The sequence below is a fragment of the Streptomyces huiliensis genome, assembly GCF_020037025.1.
In the GTDB taxonomy this organism is placed as follows: domain Bacteria; phylum Actinomycetota; class Actinomycetes; order Streptomycetales; family Streptomycetaceae; genus Streptomyces; species Streptomyces huiliensis.
Genome location: NZ_JAIQLH010000134.1, coordinates 1 through 12,937, shown reverse-complemented (window position 1 = coordinate 12,937; position 12,937 = coordinate 1). Strand labels below are relative to the sequence as shown.

Annotated in this window: 13 protein-coding genes and 2 pseudogenes; 5 read left to right on the top strand and 10 right to left on the bottom strand. The window is 69.2% G+C overall.

Annotated elements, in window-relative coordinates; translation table 11 throughout:
* The 3 genes and pseudogenes from JNW98_RS22420 to JNW98_RS22410 form a co-directional block, all read right to left on the bottom strand.
* Positions 1-430: pseudogene (locus tag JNW98_RS22420) on the bottom strand (glycosyltransferase family 4 protein); the annotation flags it as partial.
* A 76-nt stretch (positions 431-506) separates the two neighbouring features.
* Positions 507-2,024, bottom strand: a complete 1,518-nt coding sequence (locus JNW98_RS22415) for a beta/gamma crystallin domain-containing protein (RefSeq protein WP_223770065.1) — start codon at positions 2,022-2,024, stop codon at positions 507-509.
* Between the two features lie 35 nt (positions 2,025-2,059).
* The gene (locus JNW98_RS22410) at positions 2,060-2,356 is read right to left on the bottom strand and encodes a hypothetical protein (protein ID WP_223770064.1); all 297 of its coding nucleotides are present in this window, start codon (positions 2,354-2,356) and stop codon (positions 2,060-2,062) included.
* A 482-nt stretch (positions 2,357-2,838) separates the two neighbouring features.
* Between JNW98_RS22410 and JNW98_RS22405 the strand changes: the two genes are divergently transcribed.
* A complete protein-coding gene (locus tag JNW98_RS22405; protein WP_223770063.1) occupies positions 2,839-3,249 on the top strand; it encodes a hypothetical protein in 411 nt (136 codons plus the stop codon).
* Positions 3,250-3,301: 52 nt separating this feature from the next.
* Here JNW98_RS22405 and JNW98_RS22400 read toward each other — a convergent pair whose 3' ends face one another.
* Positions 3,302-4,819: a SulP family inorganic anion transporter gene (locus tag JNW98_RS22400; protein WP_223770062.1), complete on the bottom strand. Its 1,518-nt coding sequence runs from the start codon at positions 4,817-4,819 to the stop codon at positions 3,302-3,304.
* A gap of 364 nt (positions 4,820-5,183) precedes the next feature.
* The gene (locus JNW98_RS22395) at positions 5,184-5,828 is read right to left on the bottom strand and encodes a dihydrofolate reductase family protein (RefSeq protein ID WP_223770061.1); all 645 of its coding nucleotides are present in this window, start codon (positions 5,826-5,828) and stop codon (positions 5,184-5,186) included.
* Positions 5,829-6,174: 346 nt separating this feature from the next.
* On the opposite strand from JNW98_RS22395, the gene JNW98_RS22390 reads away from it, so the two are divergent.
* Together JNW98_RS22390 and JNW98_RS22385 are read left to right on the top strand one after the other, a co-directional pair.
* Positions 6,175-6,678 carry a hypothetical protein gene (locus tag JNW98_RS22390; protein ID WP_223770060.1) on the top strand — a complete coding sequence of 168 codons (504 nt, stop codon included), beginning with the start codon at positions 6,175-6,177 and terminating at the stop codon, positions 6,676-6,678.
* A 213-nt stretch (positions 6,679-6,891) separates the two neighbouring features.
* Positions 6,892-7,059 (top strand): hypothetical protein, encoded by a 168-nt coding sequence (locus tag JNW98_RS22385; RefSeq protein WP_223770059.1) that lies wholly within the window; start codon positions 6,892-6,894, stop codon positions 7,057-7,059.
* Here the strand turns inward: JNW98_RS22385 and JNW98_RS22380 are convergent.
* Positions 7,056-7,934 (bottom strand): annotated as a pseudogene (locus tag JNW98_RS22380) (IS5 family transposase). The gene JNW98_RS22385 and the pseudogene JNW98_RS22380 sit on opposite strands and share 4 nt — an antisense overlap.
* Before the next feature lie 200 nt (positions 7,935-8,134).
* Between JNW98_RS22380 and JNW98_RS22375 the strand changes: the two are divergent.
* Entirely contained in the window at positions 8,135-8,515 is a 381-nt protein-coding gene (locus JNW98_RS22375; protein WP_223770058.1) for a phage tail sheath C-terminal domain-containing protein, read from the top strand.
* Positions 8,516-8,636: 121 nt separating this feature from the next.
* On the opposite strand, the gene JNW98_RS22370 is transcribed toward JNW98_RS22375, so the two are convergent.
* From JNW98_RS22370 to JNW98_RS22355, 4 genes are all read right to left on the bottom strand, one after another.
* Positions 8,637-9,536: an IS5 family transposase gene (locus tag JNW98_RS22370; RefSeq protein WP_223770057.1), complete on the bottom strand. Its 900-nt coding sequence runs from the start codon at positions 9,534-9,536 to the stop codon at positions 8,637-8,639.
* 53 nt (positions 9,537-9,589) lie between these two features.
* A complete protein-coding gene (locus JNW98_RS22365) occupies positions 9,590-9,808 on the bottom strand; it encodes a DUF397 domain-containing protein (protein WP_223770056.1) in 219 nt (72 codons plus the stop codon).
* Positions 9,801-10,634 carry a helix-turn-helix domain-containing protein gene (locus JNW98_RS22360; protein ID WP_223770055.1) on the bottom strand — a complete coding sequence of 278 codons (834 nt, stop codon included), beginning with the start codon at positions 10,632-10,634 and terminating at the stop codon, positions 9,801-9,803. Before JNW98_RS22360 ends, JNW98_RS22365 begins: the two co-directional genes overlap by 8 nt.
* Positions 10,635-10,745: 111 nt before the next feature.
* Positions 10,746-11,627, bottom strand: coding sequence for an alpha/beta hydrolase (locus JNW98_RS22355; RefSeq protein ID WP_223770066.1), 882 nt, complete (start codon positions 11,625-11,627; stop codon positions 10,746-10,748).
* A 95-nt stretch (positions 11,628-11,722) separates the two neighbouring features.
* Between JNW98_RS22355 and JNW98_RS22350 the strand changes: the two genes are divergently transcribed.
* Positions 11,723-12,526, top strand: coding sequence for a TetR/AcrR family transcriptional regulator C-terminal domain-containing protein (locus JNW98_RS22350; protein ID WP_223770054.1), 804 nt, complete (start codon positions 11,723-11,725; stop codon positions 12,524-12,526).
* Positions 12,527-12,937: the final 411 nt, after the last annotated feature.

Below are 12,937 nucleotides of genomic sequence, written 5' to 3'. Positions count from 1 at the left end.
TCCACTCGCTGTTGTAGACGACGAGGTCGGCACCGGCCGCGTTGTGGAAGCTGGTGGAGAAGTCGTCGTGGCAGATCACGGCCACGGGTATCCGGCGGTCCCGGGCCAGCCCCATCACGATCGGGACGTTCTCGAAGTGGGAGAGGAGCAGGTCCGCGCGCTGGGCGTGGGTGGCGAAGTCGAGGCCCTCCTGGTACGGGACGACGCGCACTCCGTCGATCTCGTAGCTCTTCTCGATCTCTCCTGGGTGCGAGAGCCAGACCGTCACACGATGGCCGCGTTCGGCCAGCGGGCGGAGCATCGAGTGGAGCATCCACTCGGATCCGGCGTTGTGGGTGGGCGGGTATCCGTACACGCGGGCCGTGATGGTCATGGCCTGCGGGGTGGGGGTCGGGGCGAGTCGGGGCCGGTGGGGCGCCACCGTGTTCACGTACGAGTACTCCCTCCGGGGCGGGGCCGGGTCGTGGGGAACGCCCCGCCCGGCGGCGGGCGGGGGCGGACGCGTCCTATTCCGAGGGCGCGATGTGCACCGGGTTGGAGGGGGATTCCTCGTCGCCGACGGTGAACGTGAGTGTCGTGGTCCCGGCGGGAGCGCCGGCCCCCGCCTCGACCGCCACCCACAGCGCGGCCGCTCCGCCCGCCGGGGCGCTCAGACGCACCCGGTCGACGGTGAGCGTCTGCCCGTCCTCCGAGAGGTGTCCGGCGTAGCGGACCTCGCCGGTGTCCTGGCCCCACACGGTCAGCAGGCAGTCGGACCCGCCCTCGGCGACGAACGACAGCCCGTGCCCGGCCGGCAGGACGGCGGTCACCTTCGCGTCGGTGAGCAGCGCGGAGGAACCCGTGTCCCGTACCCTCACCCCCGGATATCCGGGCGGTCCGCCCTGGGTGACGGTGACGTCGGGCGGGCCGCCCGGCTCCACGCCGAACAGGGGCGGCGGCGCGACGACCACGGGCGTGGAGGGCGAGTCCTGCTCGCCGACGGCGAACGACAGGGCGGTGCGCACCGGTTCGGCGTCCTCGGCCGCGCTGACGTCCACCCACATGACGGAGTGCGATCCGGTGCCGGAGAGGCCGGTGTCGACGCCGGTGAAGGTGAGGGTCCGCCCGTCCTCCGAGAACTTCCCGTTGTGGACGGTGGGCGCACCGTGGGCGTCGAGGACGGTCAACTGGTCGTCCGGGTGGTCGGGTCGTCCCCAGACCAGCCGGGTGTCCTCGGGGAATGTGACGGTGACGGTCTGCGGGGCGATGGGGTCGTTCGTGCCGCCGGTCAGCCGTACGCCCGGGTAGCCGACGGCTCCGCCCTGCTGGAGGACGACGTCGGGCGGGCCGCCGGGTTCGACGGTGAACGGCGACCTGCTGACGCGGACGGGGGTGGAGTCGGAGGCGCGTTCGCCGACCGTGAAGCGGAGGGCGGTCGTCGTGGACAGGGCCTCGGGGACGGCGCTGACGGCCACCCACATCACCCGCTTGCCGTCCGGCGGGATGTCCAGGTCGACGCCGTCGAAGAACAGGGTGCGGCCATCGGACGAGAGGGTGCCCGGGTACACCGCGCCGTCCAGCACCGTCAGTTGGCAGTCGGGCTGCCCGGCGGTACCCCACTGGAGGCCCTTGTCGGCGGGCAGTTCCGCGGTGACGGTCCGGCTGCCGACCGGCGTCGGGCCGGTGTTCCGCACGACCACGCCCGGGAAGCCGGTGCTGCCACCGGGGACCAGGAGCACGTCGGGCGGCCCGCCGGGGTCCACCGCGAACCGCTCGGCGGGGATGCTGTTGTCCGTGACCTTGAAGCGGGTCAGGCCGCCGATGTCACCGATGTCCGGCTGGTCGGCCTCCCATTCACGGTAGTCGCCGCGCTGACTGCCGTGCTGCCATGCGAGGATCCTGGCCTTCCGGCCGACTTTCACGGACAGGAACGCGTCGTTGAGCGGATCCTTTTCGGTGAACCTGACGTCGTCACTGATGGTGTAGGTGTGGGCGTCGCCTTGGTAGTCGCGGCCCGTGTGGAACGTGACCTGGTCGTCGTTCATCTTCCCCCCTCGCGGTCGTCGTGGAACCGGTGGAATCAGAGGTTGAACCGCTCGACTCGCAGCACCCAGTTCTGTACGCCGCCGTTGCCGTCCGTGCCCTGCCCCAGCTGGAGTTTGACCCGCGCCGTCACGTCCCGTACGGCGAGGTCGGGCTCGAAGCGCGCCGTGCGGATCAGCGTGTGGCTGGACCATTCGACGTGGCCGCGGGCGGTCGCGAAACGGTGGTTGTCGCTGACGGGCTCGGCCTGCCGGTCGCCGAAGAAGACCGTCGCCTTCAGGACCTGGTTGTCGTCCGGAGCGTTGCAGAGCGCTTCGGCACTGAACGTGGCCACGAACAGGGCGCCCAGGACGGACGCCCCTGACCGAGCTTGAGGTCGATCTCGGCCCCGGGCACCGCGACCCAGGTGGTGCTGCCGGTTTCGAAGCGCGTGGTGTCCCACACGGCGTAGGTGATGTCGGCGGGCTTGCTGACACGGAAAGACTGGTTGGGGGCAGGTGTGCTCACACGGCGTCCCTTCGTCGGCCAGGAGGCGACTGTTTGTGACTGATTCGTCACGCAACGTGCCGTAGATGGCTGCCCCGGCCATTGAAGGGCTCATGCTTGGTGCGATGTCGATTGTCCGAAAGCCGCTTCGGTGACGATGTGTGTTCGCTGACGTGTGCGCGTTTCGAACGGGGGAGTCGGTCGCGCGGGCCGGGCCGCTTCGTTTGGATCAGCGTGCGGACCGGAGGAAGATGCCCGCGATGTGAAGTCCGGCCCTGCGAGCCGTGCGAGCCCTGCGAGCCCTGCGAGCCCTGCGAGAGGGATGAAGTGATGACACCGCGTGTCGATGTGGCCGCGATCCTGCGCGACACCGACGAGATGGGAGCCAAGACGGCGGTGGTCGCCCTCGTGGACAGGACCGCGATGACGGCGAGCGGTCCCGCCGAGCTCCGGCAGTGGTCGGCCGGCATACTGCCGGAGGTCGAGCGGCTCGAGACGGAGGGGCATCGCGAGTTCATCCGCCGCCGCGTCCACGACTGGCTGTTCTATCTGTCCCTCCGGGCCGGTCACGTGCCGACACCGGCCGAGTTGGCGGAGGTCACGGACTGGATGCAGCGCGTTCTCGCCGAGGAATCGACGTCACCGGCGGTACTCGCGCTGCTCGCCGAGTCGGGAAGCAGGAAGAAGATCCGGAACATCGCGAAGAGCCGTGCCGCAAGCCACGAGCTGAGAACGCCATGAGCCGGTGGTGACACGCGGGCGAGGCGGTGCTCGCCCCTTCCCGCAGGCGGCGTCAGGGACCGGTCAGTTCGCCGGTGAGCCGGCCGTGGAGGTCGGCGCTCGGAGCGTTCAGACCGGTGATCTCGACGGTCTTGCCGCGCTGGGCGTACTTCGCCTCGACGGCGTCGAGGGCGGCGACGGACGAGGCGTCCCAGACGTGGGCGGCGGACAGGTCTATCACCACCTTCTCCGGGTCCCCGGCGTAGTCGAACCGCTCGGCGATGTCGTTGGAGGAGGCGAAGAACAGCTCGCCGGTGACCCGGTAGACGACCGTCCCGCCGTCGTCGGGATCGGTGACGGCCGTCACGTCGGCGTGGTGGGCGACGCGCTTGGCGAAGACGACCATCGCCGTGATCGAACCGGCGACGACGCCGACGGCCAGGTTGTGGGTGGCCACGACGAGCGCGACCGTGATCACCATGACCGCGATCTCCCCTGCGGGCATCCGCCGGAGGGTCTTCGGCGCGACGGAGTGCCAGTCGAAGGTCGCGAAGCACACCATGACCATGACGGCGACGAGTGCGGCCATCGGGATGTCGGAGACGACGGGCCCGAAGACGACGCACAGCACCATGAGGAAAGCGCCGGCGAGGAACGTGGACAGGCGGGTCCGGGCGCCCGAGACCTTCACGTTGATCATCGTCTGGCCCACCACGGCGCAGCCGCCCATGCCGCCCAGGAAGCCGGTGACGATGTTGGCGACGCCCTGGCCGACCGACTCGCGGGTCTTGTTCGAGCGAGTGTCGGTGATCTCGTCGACCAGCTTCGCCGTCATCAGCGACTCCATCAGCCCGACCAGCGCCATCGCGAACGCGTACGGCGCGATCGTGGTGAGGGTGTGGAGGGTGAACGGAACGTCCGGGAGCCCCGGCACCGGGAGGGACGAGGGCAGGTCGCCCTTGTCGCCCACGGTCGGCACCGCGATGCCCGCGCCGACGGTGATCGCCGTGAGCACGATGATCGAGACGAGCGGGGCGGGGACGACGGTGGTGAGCTTCGGGAGGAGGACGATGAGCGCAAGCCCGCCGACGATCAGCGGGTAGACGGCCCAGGGAACGTTCCTCGTCTCGGGTAGCTGCGCCAGGAAGACGAGGATCGCGAGCGCGTTCACGAAACCGACCATCACCGAGCGCGGCACGAACCGCATCAGCTTCGCCACCCCCAGCGCGCCGAGGGCGATCTGGAAGACACCGGCGAGGATGACCCCGGCGATCAAATAACCCAGGCCGTGCTCGCGGTTCAGCGGCGCGATCACCAGGGCCACGGCGCCGGTGGCGGCGGAGATCATCGCCCGCCGGCCGCCGACGATCGCGGTGACCACGGCCATGCTGAAGGAAGCGAACAGGCCGATCGCCGGGTCCACCCCGGCGATCACCGAGAACGCGATCGCCTCCGGGACCAGCGCGAGCGCGACGACCAGGCCGGCCAGGACCTCCGTGCGCCAGACCTTCGGGTCGGACAGCCAGTCGGGCTTCAGGGCGGCGCGCAGGCGCGCGGCCGGGGACGCGGCGGTGGCAGCGGCAGAAGACAAGGGGAAGTAAACCTGTTCGTGCTCGGGCACGCGACCGTCGGCGGGCTGGTGCGTGCGGGAGAAGGGGAGCGGAGAAGGGAGGAGCGGGCCGGACGGAGCGGGTCGCGCGCGACGGCGCTCGGGCTCACGTCCCAGGTCTTCCGTCTCACGCCCGGCAGTGAAGCGTCACACCGTCACGGCGGACAGGCGGCGGCACCGGGCGTCAGGGACTCGCGCACGCTTTTCTCCCGCGGAGCGTCGGATCTTCACCGGGGGCGTGGTGCGGCCCTCGTCACCGGCGATTTTACCCGTGGTCGTCCGCCAGGCCGCCCGCCGGACGGTCACCCGGCAGAAGCCCGCTGGCCGCGGCCGGCGGGCCCTCACGTCACCTTCGCCAGAACAGGTGGTGCGTCACGCCGCTCGGGCTGGGCACGACCTCCAGGTGGAACCGGTCGAGCAGTTCGTCGGGGGACTCCCAGAGCCGCAGTCCGGCCCCGAGCCGTACCGGCGAGACCGCCACGTGCATGGTGTCGACGAGGCCGGCATCGAGGAACTGCCGGATGGTGGTGACTCCGCCGCCGAGCCGGACGTCCTTGCCCTGCGCCGCTTCCCGCGCCCGTTCGAGGGCCGTGGCCGGATCGTCGTCGACGAAGTGGAACGTGGTGTCGGAGAGCGTGAACGACGGTCGCGTGTGGTGGGTCATGACGAACACCGGAGTGCGGAACGGGGGCTCCTCCCCCCACCAGCCGCGCCACTCGTGGTCCTGCCAGGGGCCGCGCTGGGGCCCGAACTTGTTGCGGCCCATGATCTCGGCACCGATGCCGCGCGCGAAGTCCCGCGTGAAGTAGTCGTCGAGGCCCCGACTCCCCCCGGGCTCCGTGCGCATGGGCCAGCTCGCCGTGGCTCCGGCCCAGGCGAACAGCCTCTCCGGATGATCGTGGCCGAACGGCCGCTCGAGACTCTGGTGCTCACCGGCACCGATTCCGTCACTCGAGACGTTGAAGTTCATGACTCTCAGCAGTTGATCCACGTCTTCCTCGCCAGTTCCTGTCGCGTCACCGTGCGACGGGGCGCCGCACATCATGAAGTCGGAGCGGACGTGGCCGGATCGACATCGGAGCTAGGGCCTGTCCGAGGGGTCACCAAAAGGGTGGCTCTGTTCACGAGAACGGACAGCAGATGTTCACCACTTCGGGAGGCACCTGCGCCGCCTGGAAGATTCGAACGGCTAGCGGGCATCGATGATGAACCAGCCAAATGCTGCCCCGGTTGAGTGGCTTTTTGGTCTTTGCGGGGGCAGAGGCTGTTGGTCTGATGAGGATGGCGTCGGACCTGCCGACGGTCGGCTGATCCCATGACGCGAGGAGGATTCACTGATGGGTTCTGAGGGCTGGAGCGTCCAGGTGCGTGACCTGCAGGCCAGCGACGCGATCAAGGCCGGCACCCCCTACGTCGCTCCGGAAGGAAGGGTCCTGGTGGGTTACTCCCACAATGGGGACGTGAACGGTGAGACCCGCTACCTCCACGCTCGCATGGTTGTCGTGACCACCGATGGCGTGTACGACACGTCCGTCGACTCCGGTTCCTGGGTGGAGATTAATCCGCGGCGGGGGTCCAACTTCGAGTTCGTGTGCCCATCGGGCGAGGCCCTGGTGGGCCGCTTGCACTCGGGCGACGAGAGCGAACAGGTCCGGTCGGCCCGGGTGACCGTGCACATCAACGGCACCGAGTACCCCCTGTCCTTCACGTCCGGCGCGTGGATTACTGCCGGCCAGGAGTCGGAGCACGACGTCCGCGCGCCGGAAGGTCAGGTGCTCATCGGGCAGCGCCAAGAGCAGATGGCTACGGCGGACTATCGTTTCGCGACGCCCACCGTCTGACGTCCGACGGGCCGCCCGGCGCCGTGGAATGCGGCGCCGGGTCACGAAGACCGCCGCTCGAACAGGGGCCGGCGCAGGTGCCTCCCGAAGTGGTGAACATCTGCTGTCCGTTCTCGTGAACAGAGCCAAAAGGGGGGACTAGGTATCCGCCTCCGACGCAAGGTTGGCGGCTCTACAGTGGACCCGTTGTGATCATCGTCAGGAGGTATGCGCATGGCTGAGAAGAAGCCGGTCTCGAAGGGTTCCGGTCCTGCATCGAAGGAGCGCGGCCTGGCCGGTACGTTCTCGTGGGATGCCGGTCAGGACGACGGCCTTCTTGCGAACGCCGCAAGGGAAGGGATGGGGTACGAGGTTGAAGAGAAGAAGGACAAGGCTGACTAGCGCAGCCATAGCTGGATCGCGGCGAGGGTAACCGTGCCCTGAAACACGTAGGCCCTCTTGTCCTATCTGGTGGCCACGGCCCGGAAGCCCTTGAGCGCCAGGATGGTCCGCTCCACCTCGTTCCTGCGGGCATACCGTGCCTGGTCGAAACCGGCGGGTCGACCGCCCCTGCTGCCTCGGCGACGGCGGTGGGCCCGCTGGTCTTTGCGTTCGGGGATGGTGTGCCGAATCTGGCGACGCCGTAGGTAGCAGCGGTTACGGCGGGAACTGTACGCTTTGTCGCCGCTGACGTGGTCGGGCCTCGAACGCGGCTGGCCTCCGGCAGGGCGGGGAACACGAATACGTTCGAGTACGGGGATGAGTTGTGGGGCATCACCCCACTGTCCCGGGGTGATGAGGATGGCGAGGGGGCGTCGTCTGCCGTCGCTGGCCAGATGAATCTTGCAAGTCAGTCCGCCCCTGGACCGGCCCAGGGCCTCGTCGTCGCGGTGCTGAGCAGGCCGGTCGCGTTGTCCCGGAACGCGTGGCGGGCATCCGCGAGCGCCGGCGGCGTGGTGGTGAGCGCGGCAGGATGTCGAGTCCACACCGACCATGGTCCAGTCGATCCGGCCCTCAGCGTCAGCGTTGGCCTGGACAGCTCGCAGAAGCCTGTCCCAGGTGCCATCCCCTGACCAGCGCCGATGCCGGTCGTGCACCGTTTTCCACTTCCCGAACCGCGGCGGCAGATCCCGCCACGGGATACCGGTCCGCTGCCGGAAGAGAATGCCGTTGATCACCGTTCGGTGGCACTTCCACCGTCCACCCCGTCCGATGCTCTGCGGTAGGTGCGGCTCCAGCCGGGCCCACTCTGAGTCTGATAGATCACCCCGTCCCACGAGCGGTGGAACGACGTGGGTGCCGCCCAGTAACCAGACCCGTCGGACACCGCCTAGATGACGGGGCACGGGGCCAGGACATGCTCCCTGGAGCTCACCGCCTGTTTTAGGCCAACCGGGACATTCAGGCCCGCCTGCCCCGGCCGCTATGGCAACGTCATGCGCTGACGATCCACTCGAAGCGGCACCAGGAGGCTCTCATGACGACGCCGAACTCCAAAGGCCCTGCGCCGGCATCTCTCCCGCAGGAGGACATGAGAGAGAAGAGGCTCGTGTCGTTCCTTTCCGATTCGATCAGGCAAAGCAGCACCTGGGCTGTCTTCGAGCCCAATGACGACCGGCTGTGGGCCACGCTTCGTGGAGGGGCCCTCACCATCCTCACGCAAAGCTGGCAGCAGGGGGCCTTGGCGGGCCTGACACCCGACCAAGCCTTCTACGTCATCTGCGACGAGACCAACAACTCTCCGGAATCCGTTGCGCAGGGCCGTGTGAACTGCGACATCGGTATCGCCGTGGCACGCCCCGCCGAGTTCGTTAGCTTCACCGTTACACAGATCCTGGGGGAGCCCGGAAGGGGCTGACCCGGCCTGGGGGCATGTCCGGTGGGATGTAGACGGCTTACCGGACATGCCCCGGGAGCAGGCAGCCCAAGGGCTGGACCACGGGCCAGCCCGGCAGCGTCGTCGTCACCTGGACCACCCGCTAGATCCGGTCGGCCGGGCAGGGGCGGAGCCACAGGCGTATGGCGACCACGGTGACCGTGCCGTGGTAGACATACGCCCGCTTGTCGAAGCGAGTCGCCACAGCCCTGGACGCCTTGAGCGCGTTAATCGTCCGCTCAACTTCGTTCCTGCGCCGGTAGACCGCCGTATCGAAACCAGTAGGCCGGCCCTCGGCGCTGCCACGGCGCCGCCGGTTGGCCCGCTGGCTTTTCGGCTCGGGAATGGTGAGTTTGATCTGCCGCCTACGCAGGTAACGGCGGTTACGGCGGGACGAGTACGCTTTGTCGCCGCCCACGTGATCGGGGCGAGTACGAGGATGCCCGCCCTTGGGGCGCGGGACCCGGATGCGGTCCAGCACCGAAATCATCTGCGGTGCGTCACCCCACTGGCCGGGTGTGAGCAGCAGAGCGAGCGGGCGCAGTCCACCCTCGCTGGCCAGATGGATCTTCGTACTCAACCCACCGCGAGAGCGGCCGAGAGCTTCGTCAGCACGGTGCTGGGCCGGCCGGGTGCGTTTGCCGGGCTTGTGCGGTGCCTGCTTTCGGGCACCGGCTGCGTGCTGGTGGGCACGGCACACCGTGGAGTCCACACTCACCATGGACCAGTCGATCCGGCCCTCCGTGTCAGCATCGGCCTGGACGGCCCGCAGGATCCTGTCCCACGTGCCGTCCGCCGACCAGCGGCGATGTCTGTCATGAGCGGTCTTCCACTTCCCGAACCTTGTTGGCAAATCCCGCCATGGAACGCCGGTCCGCAACCGGAAGAGAATTCCATTGATCACCGTCCGGTGACACTTCCACCGCCCACCCCGTCCCACGTTCCTGGGTAGGTGCGGCTCCAACCGAGCCCATTCGCCATCCGATAGATCACCCCGCCCCACGTCGTCCGAAACGATCCGCCAGCCAGCCAGTCACGCGACCCGTCGGACACGCCCTAGAGAGAGGTGAGGCCGTTCCCCTCGACGAGCGCCGTGACGAAGGCGGACCAGGCCGGGGTGGGGATGGTGAGGGTGGGGCCGGTGGGGGTTTTGCTGTCGCGGACGGGTATCAGGTCGGGGTATTGGTCCGATACCTCAAGACACTTGTCCTCGCCCATGCTGTAACTGCTGCTTCGCCAGGTGGTCACATAGGGATCCGTGGAGACGCTAGGCACGGTACTTCTCCTCAAGCACTTTTTGGATAAGGGCAGTCGACGCCTCAGGTGAAAGAGCCCAGCCTTCGAGGGAATCGTACAGGGATACGTACTCGGCGACCTCTGACGGTTTGGAGATGTAGGTGCCTCTGACGATTCCGGGCTGGTACACGATCGACTGCCCGCTGCGGAGCGTCATGATTGTCGCCATGGTCAGGTTCGTGAGCCCGTCGAACGGCGGGACGCGGTCGAACGCCACTATGCGCAGGTGGATACGCGGCTTGCGTGCTGAGGCGAGCAGGTGTGCCAACTGGCCGCGCATGATCCGGTCGTCTCCAACGCGCCAGTGCAGGGCAGCTTCCAAGATGACGGCGTGGAACTCAGGTTGATCAGGCCCTTCAAGGAGGGCGCGCCTTTTCTGGCGATACCTGACCTTTGCCTCCAGGTTGCCCCCAGCCTCCGGTAGGCCGCGCCTGAGGAGGGCCGTCAAGTAGTCGTCCGTCTGCAAGAGTGCGGGCATGAAGTCGGTGTAGTGGCGAAACTTCACGGTGCGCGACTCGTAGTCGTAGTGCTGTTTGGCCCACCTCGTGTCCGGGCTCTCCTGGATGTCGTCCCAAAGGTCGAACAGCTTACCGTCAGCTTCAAGGACCTCGTCCAGTAACTGGGCCGCCTCCTCGACGGGGAAGCGCTGACCCGTCTCGAACTTCGCGATCGCGCTGTACGACAGAAAGACACGGTCCGCGACCTCCGCCCGGGTCAGGCCGCGCTCGACGCGCAGCTCCCGCAACCGCGCCGCGTAGCGTGCGATGACGCCCCGAGACGGGTCGAGCCGTTCCGGATCGGACATGGTGGGAACCCCCCGGCGGTGAGCTGTGGCGCGGCCGAGCTTAGGAGGCGGGGCGGGGCGTCCGAGCCGGAAACGGAACTCCCAGGCACTCCGGTTGACGGCGGAACGCTCTCACCTCGGTGGACGTACATCACCGTCCAGAGCGGAGCGTGAAGCCGCCAGCCAGGGAAGCAGGACGGGCAGGACGTGTGCCGGCTGCATGGCCTGCGTGTGGTCGAGGCCGTCGAGGAGGTGCACCTCCCAGCCGGCGGCGGCCAGGTCCGCGCGCCCGGCGGCGACCGCGCCGGCGATGTCCACGGTGACGCCGCCCCAGCCCTCGCCGTAGGGGATCGTGTCCGAGGAGCCGGCGAAGCACAGGCGCGGGCAGTGCAGTTGCGGAAGCGCCGCCCGGTCGTCGAAGTCGCGCAACGCCTCGTACAGCGTCACGAACTGCCGGGTCTGGGCCTCGGTGGCGGACACCTCCACGGACGACCAGTCGTAGTCGTCGGGGTGCGAGGTCGCGGCCGGCGTCTCCCGGGCGGCGGAACCGGCCATCGCGTGCGCCGCCTTCGTGACGCGCAGCATCTCCGCGTACGGGCCGCCGAGGGGCGGGAAGCCGCCCATGGCCAAGGCCGCGAGCCGGTCGGTGCGCAGGGCGAGTTGGAGGCCGCTCAGGGCCAGCCAGGAGTAGCCGTAGAAGGCGAACCGTTCGGCGCCCGCCGCGTCGGCGACGGCCAGGAGGTCGGCGGTGATGGCGTCCGGGGTGAGGGCGTCGGGCCTGGGGTGGGCCATGCGGTGGTCCTCGTAGGCGAAGGCGGCGACGCGGAACCCGGCGTCACCGAGGCCGCGTACGAGCGACCGGCCCAGGGCGGGGTCGACGCCCCAGCGCCGCAGCTCCTCGGCCCGGGCGCCCTCGGCGGGCCGGGGGTCCACCGGGAGCAGCACGGTGACGGGCCCGGTGCCGTGGACCTCGACCGGGAGCACGCTTCCGTCGTGGAGCCTCGCTTCGATCACGGCTGTCTCCCTGTTCCGGCCGGCGGTGGCCAATTCCGTAGGATGTAAAGTGTTCGGCGGGGATGACGATACCGTAGGGCGTAAGGAGATCGAGCGTGGGCATCATCGCCGGGCAGGGCGACCCGACGGCGTCCATGACGCTGCTCTGGGGGCGGGCGGAGGCGCGGTCGGGGCGCAGGGCCCCGGGGCCCAAGCCGGGGCTGACCGTCGACGCGATCGTCGAGGCGGCGATCGCGGTGGCCGACGAGGCCGCGTCGGCGGCGGGGCTGTCGATGCGCACGGTGGCCGAGCGGCTGGGGTGTTCGTCGATGGCGCTCTACACGTACGTGCCCGGCAAGGCCGAGCTCCTCGACGTCATGTACGACCGGGTGCACGCCGAACTCCCCACCGGGCGGTCGCCGGGCGAGGACTGGCGGAGTGAGGTGACGGCGTGGGCGTCGGACCTCAAAGCGTTCTACCTGCGGCACCCGTGGGTGCTCCAGGTCTCGTACGCGCGCCCGGTCCTCGGGCCGCACGAGCAGGCCGTCCTGGAGGCGCTGCTCCGCGCCCTGTCGGGGGCCGGGCTGCGGGCCGGAACCCTGCGGGCGGTGGTGAGTTCGCTGCTCCACTTCGTCCAGGGCGCGGCCCGGACGGCGGCCGAGACCCGCCGGGCGGCGGCCGTGACCGGCGTATCCGACCAGGACTGGTGGGGCACGCGCGTGACGCTCCTGAACGAGCTCGCCCCCGACTTCGCCGACCGCTTCCCGCTGTCGACGCGGCTCGCGTCCTCCCAGAGCCCGCTCGCCGGGGACGAGGATCCGGCGGACGCCTGGGAGCGCGAGACCGACGACGTCTTCGCGGCCGGGCTGGCCGTCCTGCTGGACGGCATCGAGGCGGCGGCCGGCTCGGACGGGTGCTGATCGGCCCGGTGCTGATCGGTTCGGTGCTGATCGGCGCGGTGCTGATCGGTTCGGCGCCGATCAGGCCGGTGCGCTGTCAGCCGTGTCCGAGACCGATGACCGCCTCCCGCCACCGCGACCGGCACGGTGTGAGCCGAAAGAAGTCCGACCCCGGCTGCGCGAGTGCTGTCCGGCGGCGATCGCCGCATGGCGGGACGTGCTCGGACAGCTCCACCACCACGTGAATCTCGGTTGGCTGTCCGCACAGCGGACCGCATCATGACCGGATGCTTCACGCGAACCGCTTCGAGAGGCCCGTCACAGCCTCCGGGCTCAGCCGTACGAGGTCTCTCTCCAGAGCCTCTTTCCCGCTGTGACGCACCCCTCATCCCGGTGCATCCCGAATGGCTTCCGGCCCCGCGCCGGCCCCGC